The sequence below is a fragment of the Cypionkella sp. PAMC25878 genome, assembly GCF_058135695.1.
The window spans coordinates 2,674,581-2,690,999 of record NZ_CM176871.1 but is presented as its reverse complement, the minus strand read 5'-3'; the positions used below and the strand labels follow the sequence as shown (position 1 = coordinate 2,690,999).

The following is a 16,419-nucleotide window of genomic DNA, read 5'->3' as shown; positions in this document are numbered from 1 at the left end:
CGCCTATTGGCGCGAGAAATTAAATGAAATCAGCGACCCGCGGTGATAATCGCGGGCGTAAAGCACCGGGGTGCCAATCTCGGACAGGCAGGTTTCCGAGACAAGCAACCACGGCTCGGTGACCGCAGGCCCGCTCAACACGCCTTCCGGCAGGAACACAGCCGCGACATTGGCACTCGACATCACCGGTTTTTGGTCAGCACTGGCCAGAAACTCATTGACCGAGCCTTCCAACTCCATCCCACCCGGCAACTCGCCAAGCAGAGCCTGCGGTATCACATCAATGGAATAGACCAGAACCTGCCCTCCGGCCTCGCGCAGCCGTTCAAGCACAAAGACCTGCGCGCCCGGTTGCAGGCCAAGCGCGACCGCCGCCAAAGGGTCAGACGCGGCAAGCATGGTCTTGGCAGAAAGCACCCGGGTATTGGCCGCATAGCCCAGCGCCGCCAACATCTTGGTGATGCTTTCAAACACCGTGATCGGGCGCGCCACATTCAGGGCCGCAACTGCGGTGACAAATCGTCCGCGTCCATGCGCGGTGACGACAAGCCTTTCCTGTTCCAAAAGCCGCAACGCCTCGCGGACCGAAGGACGCGACACCCCAAACGCCGCGCATAACTCGGCCTCGGTGGGAATCCGGTCCCCGGCTTTCAGCCCATGTTCGCGGATATAGTCGCTGACCGCGTCGCGCACCTGCTCGGCCATTTTTTTCTTTGACCGCAGCGGTTTGGCCGTCAGCATCGCGCCCCTACCCCGGTGACCACATTTTTGTCAGTCATCTTACAACAGCCGAGAAGCCTCCGGCAAGCGCACTGGCGGGCCGAACCGCTTACCGCGCCGCAAAATCAGCATCGATGCCTAGAAAATATGCACCAGCACCGCCTAAGCCTTGCGCTCTTGCAAAATGTTGCCGCCATCTACCACCAGCATGGCGCCATTGATGTAACTTGCCTTGGCAGATGCCAGAAAAACCACGGCCGCGGCAACCTCTTCGGGCCGTCCCGCGCGGCCAGGCGGCGTGGCGGTCGCCGCCCGCCGCTCGTCTTGCGTAGACGCGCCGGTTTCGATCCATCCGGGGGCCACGGCATTGACTGTCACACCATGCGGACCCGCCTCCAACGCCAAAGCCTTTGTCAGGCCGACCATGCCCGCCTTTGCCGCCGAATAGGCCGTTTCGCCCGGATTGGCGACGCAGGGGCCGGTCACCGAAGCCACATTCACCACCCGGCCATAACCTGACGCGATCATGTCGGGCAGATAGGCACGGGTGGCAAGGAAGGTCGTCTTCAGGGTGACCGAAATGCCGCGATCCCAGTCGGCTTCCGCGAGATCGACGAACAATCGCTGCAAAGCTGGCTGGCTCTGATTTCCCATTCCAGCGTTGTTCACCAAGACTGTTGCAGGCCCAGTTGCTTGGCGCAGGCGCAACACCGCCGCGCCATCGGTCAAGTCGCAAAGATGCCCAGTGGCGCGATGTCCCTCGAACCGCAATTCGGCCGCCCGATCCAAAATTCTGTCGCTGGTTGCCACCAGATGCACGTCAAAGCCTTCGGCAACAAGCCCGCGCGCACACGCCATGCCAATGCCATCCAAAGCCCCGGCGCCGGTAATCACGGCAGTCATCAGATCCTCAGACATCGCTCAATACCCAGCCGTGACGCCAAAATCCATCGACAACGCCGCACCGGTAATAGGGGCGGCCTCCGGCGCACAAAGATAGGCAACAAACCGCGCCACTTCATCAGCGGTAATGAACCTGGCCGCTGCACCCTGCGGATAATGCGACAGCAACCGGCGCTTGTAGCCCTCTGGATCGCCCATGCCATATTGCTGAGCTTGGAATTCGATCATCGGGGTTGCAACATCGCCCGGACATACCGCATTCACCCGGATTTGCTGCGGTGCCAACTCCAGCGCTAGCGCCTTTGTCAAAAGCACCAGCCCGCCTTTCGATGCGCAATAGAGCGCCGCCCCCGCATTGCCAACCAAGCCTGCATCCGATGCAATATTAATGATTGATGCGCCCGCCTGCAGATGCGGCAAAACAGCTTGGATCAGAAAGAACGCGCCCTTCAGGTTCACGTCCATCACCAGATCCCAATCGGCTTCCGTCACGTTGACCGCATCGCCTTCGCGCCAGACACCCGCAGCATTGACCAGCACATCCACCCTGCCCGCCCAAGCGATCACTTGCGAGACCGCATCTTCACAAGACCCTGGCTGCCGCAGATTGAGCGGCACCGCAAGCGCGCTCCGTGTGTCAGTGCCAAGCCGGAGAATAGCTTGATCAAGCGCTGTTGAGGCCAAATCCGCGATTGCGACCCGATAGCCCTGTCGGGCAAATGTCGCGGAGATAGCACTCCCCATGCCACCAGCCCCCCCAGCGATCAAAGCAACCGGCCGCTCGTCTTGTTCACTCATCCGTCGGATCCTTCGGTGGCCTCAATGATTACAATGCCCGCTGCCAACGCTTTTGACAGCATGGTGTCCGCCAGGCTACAGACCGTCTTGCCCAGAGCAATCCCAAGAACCGTGATATCCATCGGACTACTCCTTTCTCTCCAACCGATCTGCGTAACGATAGCTGCGGTTGGGTGGCAAGGCAGTTTATCCCATTAGCTCAGTGTATCTGTGTTCGCAACGACAAGTTCCAAGCGTTCGATCTTTGCATTGAATTCCTGAATTTCACTGTTAATACAGCATTTTAGCCGAGAAAGCGAAGCTCATCTGTCCGCCTCAAACCGTTGTTGCAGCGCTCCATAGCGCGACCGATCAAGATCGATGGGGATGAGTGATATGCCCGTTACCAAAGTCCTAACTCTAGTCCAGTGAAATGGGCCCCAGATCCGCATAGACATCCCCGGGTCCGCGGTTTGCATCTGAAGATGTGCCACCGAAATGGTGCATTATCCCCCAGACAGCATTCAACGCCGTCTGCACCGCGCCCTCGACCCAAGCGGGCGTCCAACTGATGCCATCGCCCGCAAGGAAGATGCCACGTTGCTGCACGGGAAGGTCATCTTGGACAAAATGCCCATACATGCGGTGATTATAGCGGTAATGACCGGGCAGCGCGCCTTTGAACGCACCGAGAAAATTCTCGTCCGCCTCCCAGCTGACACAAATCGGATTGCCGCGGATATGGCTGGCGATATCGACGTTTGGATAGGTCTGCCCGAGCGCCGAAAGCGCCAGCTTGACCCGCTTTTCCGCACCGTGCGGCAGCACCTTCAGCGCATCCGTCATCCAACTGTAGGACAGGCAGATCACCGCGGGCCTGTCAGGGCCGTTGTCGAAGAAATAGGTGCCGCGCGTGATGCGGTCGGTCAGCGTCATCGACAAAACTGGCCGACCGGTCTCGGAGTTTATGTCGTTCCAGAATGGACGATCCACCATAACAAAGGTCTTGGCCGCTTGCATATACCGCGTGCGGTCGAGCGCCATCCACAAAGGTTGCGCAAAAAGGGACTCGTCCGTCTCGATCGAGGTGGTCAACAGGTGGCTTTGACAGGTCACCAGCACGGCATCGTAGAGATCCTTGCGCCCCCAGCAATCGGTCACCGCAATCGCCCCGGAAGGATCACGGGCGATTTTGACCGCGCGCGCCCGTGTCGCGCCACCATTCAGCCCGGCCAGTGTTGTGCCCTCAGGCCAATGCGCGCAAGCGGCGGATTGCCGCCACAGCCGCTGCAAAACCGTCTCGACACCGCCCTTGATATAGCGCTGATTGTCGTCCAGCCCGCAAAGGTTGACGCGCAGGATTTCCAGCATTGAATTCGGGAAATCACTGTCCCAGCCGCCAGTGCCAAAACCAACCTGACCAAAGACCTCGCGGTGGCGAAATGACAAGGCGCCGAAGGATTTGGATGAGGTGATGAAATCATAGAAGGTCCGTTCATCCCAGACCGCAACAAGCGGATCCCAGATTTCCTTGACCCGCTTAGCATCCTTTGCCTTCATCGCGGCTTGTAGATCGGAAAAGCGCGCGCCCTCTTGCAGCGCCGCATCATAGGCCTGCGCGACCTCGCGGTAGAGCTCTGGCAGATCCGCAAGCGTGCGGGCGAACAGCGTTTCCCCCTCCAGATCAATGACGGTCGAGCCTGCGGCCTCGGTCAGCGGATTGGGGAAAGGCGCGCTTTCGCAGCCAACGAGGTCAACGTAGTGATAGAAGGCCTTGGACGAAACCGGAAAGCGCATCCCGCCCAGTTCGGCGATAACGTCTTCGGTGCTTTCAAAGATTTCGGAGCGCAGGCGGCCCCCGAATTTCCCCGATTCATACAGGATCGGGCGCAGGCCCAGCTTCATCAGCTCATGCCCAGCCGTGACGCCCGCCGCCCCTGCGCCAATGATTGCGACGTTTTCGCCGTGACGGTTTGCGGGGATCTTGCCGAGGCCCGCTGGGTGGGTCAACCATTGGTCATAGGCAAAGGGAAAGTCGGGGCCAAAGGCGGAGAGTTCTGTCATTCGGGCTGCCTACTGGAAATAATCTCGGGCCATGACTAACACAGCGCCATGGAGTTGGTGCAGTGCTATGAAAAAAACTTGTGAATAGCCACGCCAAAAGTTCGACAGTTCCTAAGGTCCCATTTCGGACCTCGGAGAAGCCGTTTGCGGCCAACCAGACCACCATCGTCGCGCGCGCGTCCGCACCAACACGCGCGACAGAAAAACCTTCGTCGTTTACGCGCTGTTGCGGCACATCATTTCATTCGAAATCGCAAAAATTTGGCGCGACTAATGCTGCAATACCTTGCTGAGGAAATCGCGGATGCGCTCATTCTGTGGCGTGGTGGAGAAACCGCCCGATGGTCTCCAAGGTTTGGAGTTTTGCACCACGTTGCGGGATGACGGCGCGCTCCGTGAGTGCGCATCCGTCTCTGCAAGAACTAGCCCGAGGTTGGTATTTCCTTTCCCCTGACGGACTCATCGAACTGTCCCGTAAACGGAATTGCCAGACCGAATTAGTGGGCCTAAAAGTATTCCATCATGCTGTGGCATAAACCCACGGACAGACAAAGCTTCTCCCTATATATTTCAATGTGTTACGGCGTTTAAAAATTGACTCCGATCCCTACCGCCGGAGCCGAAAAATCAAGGGGTTAGCTAAAAATAGCTGACCCCTTATTCATTTCTTATCCGCCCGGTGTACGCACCTTACAAGCTACGGACGTGGCTTCGCACTGGCTTGTCAAAGATGCAGGCCCGTTTGGGGCCCAGGCTGATCTGGGTCAAGGTGCATCGCTGGAACTGTTGTAGGCTCAGGCAAAATTCCGTTTCGGGGACCAGATGAGCGACGATCCGTATTCTGCCCTTGGTCTGAGCAAATCCGCCTCGGCGGCGGAGATCAAGAAGGCTTACCGCAAGCTGGTGCGCACGTCGCACCCTGATCTGCATCCCGATGATGCCGGGGCCGAGGCGCGGTTCAAGGTGATCACTGCAGCGCATGATCTGCTGAAGGACCCGGCACTGCGCGCCCGGTTTGATGCGGGCGAGATTGATGCGACCGGGGCGGAGCGTCCGCCCCGCACTTATTACCGAGATCATGCCGACGCGGGGGGACAAGGGTTTGGCCAAAGGTCGGGGCCAACTTCGGGCTTTGGCGATTTCGGCGATCCATCTGATATTTTCGCCCATATCCTGCGGCAGCGCGCCCGTGGCGGTGATGGCGGTTACCCGCAACCCGGCCCGGATCTGCGTTATTCGTTGGACGTGGCGTTTCTGGATGCGGTGCTTGGCAGCAAGACCCGGATCAGCCTGCCCGAAGGCGGCAATCTTGAGGTGCGTATCCCCAAAGGCATGCAAGACGGCCAAAGCCTGCGGCTGCGTGGGCGCGGCGGCGCGGGCTATGACGGCGGCCCTGCGGGGGACGCGCTTGTCACAGTGCAAATCCGCCCGCATCCGGTGTTCCGGCGGGAGGGCGATGACATTCTGATCACGCTGCCGATCACCATAGATGAGGCTGTCTTGGGCGGCAAAGTTACCGCGCCGACCATCGACGGGCCCGTCAGTGTGAACATTCCCAAGGGAGCGAACAGCGGGCGTATCCTGCGCCTGCGCGGGCGCGGCGTTGCGCGCGCGAGCGGTCCTGCGGGGGATGCGCTAATCGAATTGCGCATCGTGACGCCGCCCGCCATTGACGCCGCACTTTCCGATTTTCTGGCTGAATGGCGCAAGAGCCATGCCAATGATCCGCGCAAGGCGATGATGCAGGAGGCAGCAGAATGATCGAGTATTTCAACGAACCGCAATATTTCAGCGAAACTCAGACCCTCGCCGCTGTACCAAGTCTGTCACATTCCCAACTTGATGTGTTTCTGGCGGAGGGGCTTATTGCCGCTCACCCCTCGCCCGAAGGTGCAATGTTTCGCGCCGTCGATGTGGCGCGTCTTGCTCTGCTGTGTGATCTCGCCGAGCATTTCGATCTGGAGGGCGATGCTTTGGCTGTGGTGATCGAGTTGATCGACCAGTTGCACTCCACCCGCCAACACCTGCGCGCCATGGCGCAGGCGCTGGAAGTTGAACCGCAAGATCTGCGTGCGCGGGTCGGTGCGCGGTTTATCGGTTTACTTGCTGTGTGAGGCGGCTGGCTGCTAGCGTCTGCGCACCGAATTGCCGCCGGCAAGGATGCCGTTGATCAAATTGGCGACGGCAGCGTGCAATTCAGAGATGCCATTCTCGCCTTTTGGCGCGTGATGATGTGCCGCCGCTGCGTCTTTCAGGATGCCGATGATCTCGGATTCCGGCAGGATATTGCGGTCATTCAGGGCCAGCAGCAGGGATTCGCATATAGCAAGCGCTGCAGTGCCGGAAACATCGTTCGGTTGGGCCATCTGAGATTATCTTTCCAATGTTGCGCTGTCCCGGACAGGGACGCCAATGATGCGGGCACTTCCTTCAATCTGACAGAATTAATTTATTGCGGACTGATCAACATCAGCTTTGCCGCGCGCTTCAACCGTCAAAATGGGACGCTTAAATGGACAAAATGTGAGAGTCTGCCTCAGAGCTCGGATGAGACCTAACCAATGATCAAAACCAGCCCCCTTGCGCGCAAACTTGCGGCTTTCGTCGTGTTGTCAAATGAAGACCTGAGCACGCTTGAGCGTCTGCACCAACGCCGCCGCCGATTTGTGGCCGGGGTTGATCTGGTGCATCAGGGGCAGGTCAATCAGGCAGCCTACATCTTGGCCAAGGGGTGGGTTTGCTCGCATAAAATACGCCCGATGGCGACCGCCAGATTGTCGATTTCCAGATACCGGGTGATTTTCTCGGCCTGCGCTCGGTTTGTTTCGCGCCGCTGACCGGAATATTGAGCCGATCACGCCGGTCGAAGCATCGGAGGTGATTGCAGCCGACCTGCTAGACGCCTTTTCCAACAGCCCGCGTTTGGCGACCGCCGTGTTGTGGGCAGCCTCGCGCGACGAGGCGATGGTGGTTGAACACCGGGTCGGCGTCGGGCGGAGAGCTGCGCTGGAACGTACCGCGCATTACCTGCTGGAGCTTGGCGCGCGTATGAACGCGCGTATGAAACTGATGGGGTTGGCGACTAAAAGTGGTTACGATTGCCCGCTCTCGCAATACATGCTGGCCGATGCGCTGGGGCTAAGTGCCGTGAATGTGAATCGCGTATTGCGCCAGTTGCGTGAGAAAGGGCTTCTGACCTTTCAAAAAGGCCGTGTGACGTTCGATGATTTTGATGGGCAGGTGGCTTTGGCCGATTTCGACAAGACGTATTTGGATCAGGACGGGCCGTTGCTACGCTGAGGCGACAGCCCGCCATGGCATAGTTGATCAGTTTGTAATGATCACCTTCAGCGCCTTGGTCTTGGCGGCATTGCCAAAGGTGGCATAGGCCTCCAGAATATCCGCCAGTTTGAAATGGTGGGTGATCAGCAGAGTCGGATCGATCTTTTTGGCCGCCACCGTTTTGAACAGCATCGGGATCGTCGCGGTATCGACCAGACGGGTGGTGATGGCGATGTTGCGGTCCCACAGGGTTTCCAAATGCAGATCGACCTTTTTGCCATGCACGCCGATGTTGGCGATGATGCCACCGGGGGCGATCAGGTCCTGACACAGCTCAAACGTGGCGGGAATACCCACCGCTTCGATCACTGTATCCGCGCCGCGCCCCTCGGTCAGCGCCATCACCGCCGCTACCGCCTTGCCATCGACGCTGTTGATGGTCGAGGTCGCACCAAAATTTTTGGCAACCTCCAAGCGGTTGTCGTCCAGGTCAATCATGATGATCTGGCCGGGCGAATAGAATTGCGCGGTCAGCAGAGCGGCGAGCCCGATCGGCCCAGCGCCGATGATCGCCACCGCAGAACCCGGGGCCACCTTGCCATTCAGCACGCCACATTCAAAACCTGTGGGCAGAATGTCACTCAGCATCACCAGCGCTTCCTCATCAGCCCCTTTGGGAATGTGGTAAAGGCTAAGGTCGGCATGAGGCGTGCGGACAAACTCGGCCTGCGTGCCGTTGATCTTGTTGCCCAAGATCCAGCCGCCGGTGGTGCAATGCGAATACATCTGGCGGCGGCAATAGTCGCATTTCCCGCAAGCACTGATGCAAGAGATCAGCACATGGTCGCCCTTCTTGAAGGATGTCACGGCTGGGCCGACCTGATCAATGACGCCAACGCCTTCATGACCCAGAATCCGCCCCGGCGCGCAGGTGGGCACATCGCCCTTGATGATATGCAGATCGGTGCCGCAGATCGTGGTCTTGGTCACGCGCACGATGGCATCGGTGGGGGCGATGATTTCCGGCTTGGGCCGATCTTGCAGCGCCATCTTGCCTTTTTCGGTATAGATCAGAGCTTTCATCGTAGCGTCCTTTTATATCGCGCGGTGGGCTGCGCTTGAACAGGTGTCGCGCAAGCGGCCTATGCCCGCACTGATCCAGATTGGACTGCGGGCTGCTGGTGTGTTGCATCCTTGGCGCTTGCGCGGGTTATCGGTGAAACTGTCGTGATCCGGGTGCCAGCCCGGCCTTCCAGAATAGAGCGAGCATCTTGCAAGGTGCCGATCCCGGCCATTGCGCCGCCCGACCGCACAAAGGCACAGGCAGCGGCGACTTTCGGGGCCATCGAACCGGGCGCAAAGTTCATCTTGTCCAGCGCGTCGGGGGTGATCGTGCGGATCGCGGCCTCCGCCTTGGTGCCCCAGTCGCGCATCACCGCGACCACATCGGTCAGCATCAGCAGGGCATCGGCCTTCAACTCTTGCGCCAACAAAGCGGCGGTGCGGTCTTTGTCGATCACCGCTTCGACGCCTTCCATCCCACCTGTATCATTGCGGACCACTGGAATACCGCCGCCGCCCGCGCAGATCACGCAGACACCCGCCTCGACGAGCAGCTTAATCGCCGCCAGCCCCAAAATCCGCTGCGGCAGCGGCGATGGCACCACGCGGCGTAGACCACCTTTCGGGTCTGCCACCATCGACCATAGATGTTCGGCTCTGATCAGATTGCCTTCTTTCGCAGTATAGATCGGCCCGATGGGTTTGGTCGGCTGATTAAAGGCAGGGTCCGCGCGGTCGACTTCGACCCGCGTGAGCAAGGTCGCACATTCCACCCCCGTAGGCAGGGCGTTCATCAGTTCTTGCTCGATCAGATAGCCGATCATGCCTTCGGTTTCCGCCCCCAGCACATCCAGCGGCCACAGAGCTTGCGGTGCGTAAGAGGCCGCCTGCAGAGCCAGCAGGCCCACTTGCGGGCCGTTGCCATGCGCCACAATGATCTGGTGATCCTTTGCGAGATCCGCCAAAGCCAGTGCCGCGATCCACACGTTGGTGCGCTGCGCCTGATAGGTCATCGGCTCGCCGTGTTTCAGCAGGGCATTGCCGCCAAGAGCTACAACGATGCGCATTTTCAGGTTCCTTCCAATTTTATTGGGCCAATCTTACTATCCCAACGTGGCGACCAGCACCGCCTTGATCGTATGCATCCGGTTTTCCGCCTGATCGAACACCACCGAGGCGCGCGATTCGAACACCTCGTCCGTCGCTTCCATACAGTCGATGCCATGGGCTTGGAACGTCGCCTCACCCACCTCGGTATCGCGGTTGTGAAACGCGGGCAGGCAGTGCATGAATTTGCTGTGCAGATTGCCAGTGGCGGCCATCACGGCGGCGGTGACGCGGTAAGGTGTGAGCCGTTTGATCCGCTCGGCCCAGACCGTATCCGGCTCTCCCATCGAGACCCAGACATCAGTATAGATGAAATCGCAACCCTTGACGGCCTGTGCCACATCCTCGGTCAGAGTGATCTGCCCGCCGTTGGTTTTGGCGATGGCTTCGCACTGTTCCAGCAGCGCTTTGTCCGGCCACAGGCTTTGCGGGCCGCAAAGCCGAATATCCATCCCGATCAGCGCCGCCCCTACCATCAAAGACGCCGCCATATTGCCGCCGACATCGCCCATGAAGCAAAAGCTGATATCCGACAGATGCTTATGGGTGAATTCGTGCATCGTCAGCAGGTCGGCCAGCACCTGCGTTGGGTGAAAATCATCGGTCAGACCGTTGTAGACCGGAACACCCGAAAACGCGGCGAGGGTTTCGGCATCCGTCTGCGCGAATCCACGGTATTCGATGCCATGATAGAACCGCCCTAGCACGCGGGCGGTGTCCTTCATGCTTTCCTTATGGCCAATATGGCTGCCAGCGGGGCCAATGTAGGTGACATGCGCGCCCTGATCATAAGCCGCCACCTCGAATCCGGACCGCGTGCGGGTGCTGTCTTTCTCAAAGATCAGCGCGATATTCTTGCCTTTTAACAGCGGTTGTTCTGTTCCGGCAGACTTGGCCTGTTTCAGGCTGGCCGCCAGTTGCAGCAGGTGGCGGATTTCGCTGGGCGTAAAATCGAGCAATTTCAGGAAACTGCGGCCATGTAGGTTCTCGGGCATGTTATCCTCCTTACACCGGGTCGCGGATCAGCGGGCAACTCATACAGTGCGATCCTCCCCGGCCCCGGCCCAATTCGGCCCCCGGAATGGTGATCACTTCGACCCCGGCTTTGCGCAGCAGAGTGTTGGAATGGGTGTTGCGTTCATAGCCGACCACCACGCCGGGGCTGAGGCAGAGCAGGTTGTTAGCATCATCCCATTGTTCGCGCTGCGACTCATACGAATCGCCGCCTGTCGGCACAGAGCGGAGGGATTTCAGAGCCAAAGCCTCGGCCACCACGGCCAGAAACGGTTGGGTTTCCTCGGTGACGTCGATCTTGCCCGCCTTGCCGGGGCGCAGGGAATAGCTCTGGATCGCATCGGTGACTTCGGCAAACACGGTCACCAGATCGCGGTCGCAGAAGGTGAACACCGTATCCAGATGCATCGCAGATCGGCTGCGCGGAAACTGGCAGGCAATCACCCGGCTCGCCGCCCCCTGCGCAAACAAGGCCTGCGCCACCTGCCCCACCGCCTGCGGCGTGCTGCGTTCGCCCATGCCGATCAGCACCACGCCATTGCCGATCGGCATCACATCACCGCCCTCCAACGTAGCCGGGCCGTGATCCAACAGCGGATCGCCCCACCACATCGGAAAGCCCGCATCCTTGAAATCCGGGTGGAACCTGTAGATGGCGGCTAGGTTCAGCGTCTCCAGCCGCCGCGCCGCCCAGTGCATCGGGTTCAGCGTGACGCCGCCGTAAATCCAACAGGTGGTGTCACGGGTGAAGATATGGTTCGGCAGTGGGGCCAGCACGAAATCCTGCGGCCGCAGCATCGGGATCAGCACGCCTGCGCGCGGGATCGGCAATTCAGCGCGGTTCATGCCGCCGATCAGGATCGACGACAGCGCATCCGCCTCCATTTCCATCAGGCAGGCGAACAGATCCTCCGACAGACCGACGCCGACGGTATTGTCATTGATCCGCGCCGACAGCAGCCATCTGCGGGCTTCCATATCGCGCAGGGTTTCGGTCAGCAGGGCGCGCAGAAAGACCACATCGACGCCGCGCTCACGCAATACATCGCAGAAGGTCATATGTTCGACCCGCGCCTGTTTCACCCAGATCACATCGTCGAACAGCAGTTCCTCGCGGTTTTCCGGGGTCAGCCGCGCCATCTCGGTGCCCGGACGATGCACCATGACGCGGCGCAACGGGCCGGCTTCGGAATGAACGCCGTAGGTGAGTGCCATGCGGTTTCCTATGCTATAACGACGGCGAGGCTGAGCGCCGCCATGATGATCACGGTCAGGGCGAGCAGCAGCGGTGCGATGAAGCGCAGCCAGCGTTCATAGGGCACCCGGCCGATGGCGAGGCCGCCCATGACGACGGCGGATGTGGGGGTGATCAGGTTGACGATGCCGCTGCCGGTGGCGAAGGCTGTCACCACTAAGTCGCGTTTCACACCCGCGAAATCGGCGACCGGGGCAAGGATCGGCATCGACAGCACGGCGAGGCCCGAGGTGGAGGGCACAAGGAACGACATGCCGACCTCGATCCAGTAGATCACATTGATGAAGGCGACCTTTGGCAACCCGGCCACCGTGGTTTCCGCCGCGTGCAGGATGGTATCGGTGATATGGCCTGCATCCATCACCACCACGATACCGCGCGCAAGCCCGATGATCAACGCCACGCCCAGCAGGTCCCGCGCGCCGTTCAGGAACGCCTCGACCAGCCGGGCTTCGCCGAGGCGGGCGATCACGCCGATCAGGATGGCGGCGATCAGGAATAGGCCTGACATCTGCGCCATCCACCAGCCTTGGCTGGAGACGCCCCAGATCATCACTGCAAAGGTCAGCGCGAACAGGATCAGGGCTATCTGATGAAGCCCGGTGAACGCGGTTCCCGCTGCGGCCTTGCCGCCCAGAAAATGCGCCTCGTTCGCGGCCTTTTTGTCATAGACCAATGACTTGGATGGGTCCGCCTTCACCCGTGCAGCATAGCGCATCACGAACGCTACCGTGACCAGCCAGCACAGCCCTAGGATGATCAGCCGCAGCGCCAGGCCATCGGCAAAGGTCACCCCCGCCGCATCCGACGCAATCACTGTCGAGAATGCGTTGATGGTGGAGCCGAGCACGCCAACCCCCGCGCCCAGCAGGATCACCGCCACCGCCACTACGGCGTCATAGCCCGCCGCAATCATCACCGGGATCAGCAGGACGTAAAACGCCAGTGTCTCCTCGGCCATGCCATAGGTGGTGCCGCCCAGCGCAAACAGTGCCATCAGGAACGGGATCATCCAGTTCTCGCGGCCCTTGAGCTTGATCATGGCCCGCGCGATGCCTGCATCTATCGCTCCAGTGGCTGTGACCACGCCGATGAAGCCACCGATGATCAGCACGAACAGCGACACGTCGATGGCGTTGGCCGCATAGCTGTCGGGGTCGTAAAACCCGGCGATGGGAGCGAGGATCACATCAAACACGCCCTGCGGATTTGCCTCCGTGAGCGCATATGTGCCCGCCACGGGCACATCCTTGCCCAAAGCCTCGGAAGCGACGCGGGCATATTGCCCCGCCGGGATGATCCAAGTCAGCGCCGCCACCAGAATGATCAGCGCGAATAGGATGGTGAAGGCAGAGGGAAAGCGGAAGCCCGTGGCGGGCGGCGCTGGAACGGGTGCAGGATCAGATGTCAGTGGCATGAGGTCGCCCCTTTCGCGCGCCGCGCAGCGCCAACTGGCCCGCCTTGACGCTGCTTTGAGCCATAGGGCCGCTGATCCCGGCCCGCCCTGATGCAGATCAATGCGTGGCCTGCAAAAAACGCGCATGGCTCGCCGCGATGCCGCCCATGTCCGACGCGTCGGTGGCCGCCCTTCGCGGAGACGATCTATGGACAGCGCCCTGCCGAGCCCCGCGACTTTGCCAAACCCCGCCGCTTTGTCAGGGCTTTCCCCGGTTGAGGCCGCCACTCGCCTGACCGCCGAAGGAGCCAACGCCCTGCCCCGCGCCAAGCGCCGCGCGCCGTTGCGCATCATCCTGAATGTGCTGCGCGAACCGATGCTGGCGCTGCTGCTGGGCGGCGGCGTAGTCTATCTGTTGCTGGGCAGCCGGGCCGAGGCGCTGATCCTGCTGGCCTTCGCCTGCATGTCGATCACCATCACCGTCGTGCAAGAGGCGCGCACGGAACGTGTGCTCGATGCGCTGCGCGATCTGACCAGCCCGCGCGCGCTGGTGATACGCGGTGGCGAACGGCTGCGCATCGCGGGCACCGATGTGGTGCGCGGCGATCTGATCGTGTTGGCCGAGGGCGACCGAGTGCCCGCCGATGCGCGGCTGTTGCAGGCAGCAGACTTGTCGGCGGACGAATCCCTGCTGACGGGGGAGGCGGTGCCGGTGCGCAAGGCGGTGGGCGCTGCGGGGGCCACCGCCCGTCCGGGCGGCGAGGATCAACCGCTGGTGTTCTCCGGCACGTTGATCGTGCGCGGTCAGGGGCTGGCTGAAGTCATGGCAACCGGTGCAAACAGTGAAATAGGCAAGATCGGCACGTCGCTGAACCAGTTGGAAACCGGCACGCCGCATTTGCAACGCCAGATGCGCAAGCTGGTGCTGGCCTTTGCGCTGATCGGCGGGGCGGTGGCGCTGTTGGTCGTGGCGCTGTACGGCTGGCAGCGCGGCGATTGGTTGGACGGGGTTCTGGCGGGGATTGCGGTCGGCATGGCGATGTTGCCGGAAGAATTTCCGATGGTGCTGGCGGTGTTCATGGCGATGGGGGCATGGCGGATTTCCAAGGCGCGGGTGCTGACACGCCGGGCCTCGGCGATTGAATCGCTCGGAGCGGCCTCGGTGCTGTGCACCGACAAGACCGGCACGCTGACCGAAAACCGCATGACGCTGGCGGCGCTGCATCTGCCAGAGGGCCAAGCGTTTCTGATCGGGCCTGACCCCGTGCCAGATGCCTTTCGCGAACTAGCGGCGGCGGGGGTGATGGCCTCGTCACCGCAGCCGCATGACCCGATGGAAAAGGCGTTTCACAGCCTCGCATCAAGGGATCTGCGCAAGGGCGAGACTCTGCCCGGCGAGGGCCGCACGCTGATCCGATCCTATCCACTGTCGGCCAAACTGCTGGCAATGTCGCAAGTGTGGGACCGTGCTGATGGCAAGGGCAACCACATGGTCGCCGCCAAGGGCGCGCCCGAGGCGATTGCTGATCTCTGCCATCTGTCGGCGACAGCGCGGCAAGCGATGATGCAGGCCGTGAACAGCATGGCCGGCAAAGGCCTGCGCATCCTCGGCGTGGCGGAGGCGGGCTTTGCAGGCCCAAACCTGCCTGCCGATCAGCATGATTTCAACTTTCGCTTTCTGGGGCTTGTCGGGCTTGCCGACCCGTTGCGAGTTTCGGCCCCCGCAGCCGTTGCGCAATGCAAATCCGCAGGGATCAAAGTGATCATGATCACCGGAGATTACCCGGCCACCGCACTCGCGATTGCGCAAGCTGCGGGGATTGGTGGGGATACGGTGATTGACGGCACCGCACTCGTCGCGATGACCGACGCCGATCTGGCCTTGGCCATACAGACCGCCACCGTCTTCGCCCGCATCCAGCCAGAGCAAAAGCTGCGCATTGTGCGCGCGTTGCAGGCCAGTGGCGCGATTGTGGCGATGACGGGTGACGGGGTGAATGATGCGCCCTCGCTGAAAGCCGCCGATATTGGCGTTGCGATGGGCGGACGGGGCACTGATGTGGCGCGGGAGGCTGCGGCGATCGTGCTGCTCGACGATGATTTCGGCGCCATCGTCACCACGGTGCGGCTGGGGCGGCGGATTTATGACAACCTGCGCAAGGCGATGGCGTTCATTCTGGCGGTGCATGTGCCGATTGCGGGCCTTGCGCTGATCCCGCTGGCGTTCGGGATGCCGCTGCTGTTCGGCCCGGTGCATATCGCCTTTCTGGAAATGGTCATCGACCCGGTGTGTTCCTTGGTGTTCGAGGCGGAAACCGAGGAAGACAACGTGATGACGCGCCCACCGCGTCCGGTGTCCGAGCCACTGTTTTCGCCGCCAACGATCCTTTGGGGCCTGCTGCAAGGCACGTTGGTGCTCGGGATTGTCACCACGATCCTGTTTCTTGCCCCAGATTATGGCTTTGACCCCGATCAGGTCCGCGCCTTGAGCTTTCACGCCCTAGTGCTTTGCGTGGTGGCGCTGATCTTCGTGAACCGCTCGATTTCCTCCTCCATTATCACAGCGATCACCCGACCCAACCGCGCGTTAGCGGTGGCTTTGCCGATTGTGGCGGTGCTGCTGGCGGTGACGGTGTTCTGGGCCCCAGCCCGCGCTTTGTTCAGCTTTGGCGCGCTAGAGCCGCAGTGGCTGGTGGCGCCCTTGGGTGCGGGGGTGCTGGTTTTGCTGATCTTGGAATTGCTTAAGCCGATCTGGCGGCACGCAGCCCTGATCAGCGGAGCGGCGCGCAGGGCACCGCCGCTTTCTGCGGATCGCCCCGTTGCCTGATCTTGATCAACG

14 protein-coding genes and 1 pseudogene are annotated in these 16,419 nt (G+C 60.9%); 4 read left to right on the top strand and 11 right to left on the bottom strand.

Translation table 11 applies throughout. The features are described 5' to 3' along the window. Positions 1–3: 3 nt before the first annotated feature. The 5 genes from ACS5RD_RS13025 to ACS5RD_RS13005 all read right to left on the bottom strand — a co-directional run bounded on the left by ACS5RD_RS13025 (position 4) and on the right by ACS5RD_RS13005 (position 4,464). Positions 4–741: a GntR family transcriptional regulator gene (locus ACS5RD_RS13025; RefSeq protein WP_489927785.1), complete on the bottom strand. Its 738-nt coding sequence runs from the start codon at positions 739–741 to the stop codon at positions 4–6. Positions 742–882: 141 nt separating this feature from the next. Next, on the bottom strand, positions 883–1,623 hold the full coding sequence (locus tag ACS5RD_RS13020; RefSeq protein WP_489927784.1) for an SDR family NAD(P)-dependent oxidoreductase: 741 nt from the start codon (positions 1,621–1,623) through the stop codon (positions 883–885). An 18-nt stretch (positions 1,624–1,641) separates the two neighbouring features. Next, positions 1,642–2,421, bottom strand: a complete 780-nt coding sequence (locus ACS5RD_RS13015; RefSeq protein WP_489927783.1) for an SDR family NAD(P)-dependent oxidoreductase — start codon at positions 2,419–2,421, stop codon at positions 1,642–1,644. Continuing rightward, a complete protein-coding gene (locus ACS5RD_RS13010) occupies positions 2,418–2,543 on the bottom strand; it encodes a hypothetical protein (protein WP_489927782.1) in 126 nt (41 codons plus the stop codon). The genes ACS5RD_RS13015 and ACS5RD_RS13010 overlap by 4 nt, the downstream gene beginning before the upstream one ends. A 277-nt stretch (positions 2,544–2,820) precedes the next feature. Beyond that, positions 2,821–4,464 (bottom strand): flavin monoamine oxidase family protein, encoded by a 1,644-nt coding sequence (locus ACS5RD_RS13005; RefSeq protein WP_489927781.1) that lies wholly within the window; start codon positions 4,462–4,464, stop codon positions 2,821–2,823. A gap of 822 nt (positions 4,465–5,286) precedes the next feature. On the opposite strand from ACS5RD_RS13005, the gene ACS5RD_RS13000 reads away from it, so the two are divergent. Then, positions 5,287–6,225 carry a DnaJ C-terminal domain-containing protein gene (locus ACS5RD_RS13000; RefSeq protein WP_489927780.1) on the top strand — a complete coding sequence of 313 codons (939 nt, stop codon included), beginning with the start codon at positions 5,287–5,289 and terminating at the stop codon, positions 6,223–6,225. Continuing rightward, positions 6,222–6,578 (top strand): hypothetical protein, encoded by a 357-nt coding sequence (locus tag ACS5RD_RS12995; RefSeq protein WP_489927779.1) that lies wholly within the window; start codon positions 6,222–6,224, stop codon positions 6,576–6,578. Before ACS5RD_RS13000 ends, ACS5RD_RS12995 begins: the two co-directional genes overlap by 4 nt. Positions 6,579–6,590: 12 nt before the next feature. On the opposite strand, the gene ACS5RD_RS12990 is transcribed toward ACS5RD_RS12995, so the two are convergent. Further along, a complete protein-coding gene (locus ACS5RD_RS12990; RefSeq protein WP_054008774.1) occupies positions 6,591–6,830 on the bottom strand; it encodes a hypothetical protein in 240 nt (79 codons plus the stop codon). A 195-nt stretch (positions 6,831–7,025) separates the two neighbouring features. Between ACS5RD_RS12990 and ACS5RD_RS12985 the strand changes: the two are divergent. Further along, positions 7,026–7,764 (top strand): annotated as a pseudogene (locus tag ACS5RD_RS12985) (Crp/Fnr family transcriptional regulator). A gap of 27 nt (positions 7,765–7,791) precedes the next feature. Here ACS5RD_RS12985 and ACS5RD_RS12980 read toward each other — a convergent pair. Genes ACS5RD_RS12980 through ACS5RD_RS12960 form a run of 5 tightly spaced genes read right to left on the bottom strand, consistent with a single transcriptional unit; the run spans position 7,792 to position 13,601 of the window. Beyond that, complete coding sequence (locus ACS5RD_RS12980; protein ID WP_489927778.1) at positions 7,792–8,829, bottom strand: zinc-dependent alcohol dehydrogenase family protein; 1,038 nt, start codon at positions 8,827–8,829, stop codon at positions 7,792–7,794. A gap of 59 nt (positions 8,830–8,888) precedes the next feature. Continuing rightward, a complete protein-coding gene (gene arcC / locus ACS5RD_RS12975) occupies positions 8,889–9,875 on the bottom strand; it encodes a carbamate kinase (RefSeq protein WP_489927777.1) in 987 nt (328 codons plus the stop codon). A gap of 36 nt (positions 9,876–9,911) precedes the next feature. After that, positions 9,912–10,910: an ornithine carbamoyltransferase gene (argF, locus tag ACS5RD_RS12970; RefSeq protein ID WP_489927776.1), complete on the bottom strand. Its 999-nt coding sequence runs from the start codon at positions 10,908–10,910 to the stop codon at positions 9,912–9,914. A gap of 10 nt (positions 10,911–10,920) precedes the next feature. After that, positions 10,921–12,144 carry an arginine deiminase gene (locus ACS5RD_RS12965; RefSeq protein ID WP_489927775.1) on the bottom strand — a complete coding sequence of 408 codons (1,224 nt, stop codon included), beginning with the start codon at positions 12,142–12,144 and terminating at the stop codon, positions 10,921–10,923. Positions 12,145–12,152: 8 nt separating this feature from the next. Continuing rightward, on the bottom strand, positions 12,153–13,601 hold the full coding sequence (locus ACS5RD_RS12960) for a YfcC family protein (RefSeq protein ID WP_489927774.1): 1,449 nt from the start codon (positions 13,599–13,601) through the stop codon (positions 12,153–12,155). 187 nt (positions 13,602–13,788) lie between these two features. Between ACS5RD_RS12960 and ACS5RD_RS12955 the strand changes: the two genes are divergently transcribed. Then, positions 13,789–16,407 carry a cation-translocating P-type ATPase gene (locus tag ACS5RD_RS12955; protein WP_489927773.1) on the top strand — a complete coding sequence of 873 codons (2,619 nt, stop codon included), beginning with the start codon at positions 13,789–13,791 and terminating at the stop codon, positions 16,405–16,407. The last annotated feature ends 12 nt before the right edge of the window (positions 16,408–16,419 follow it).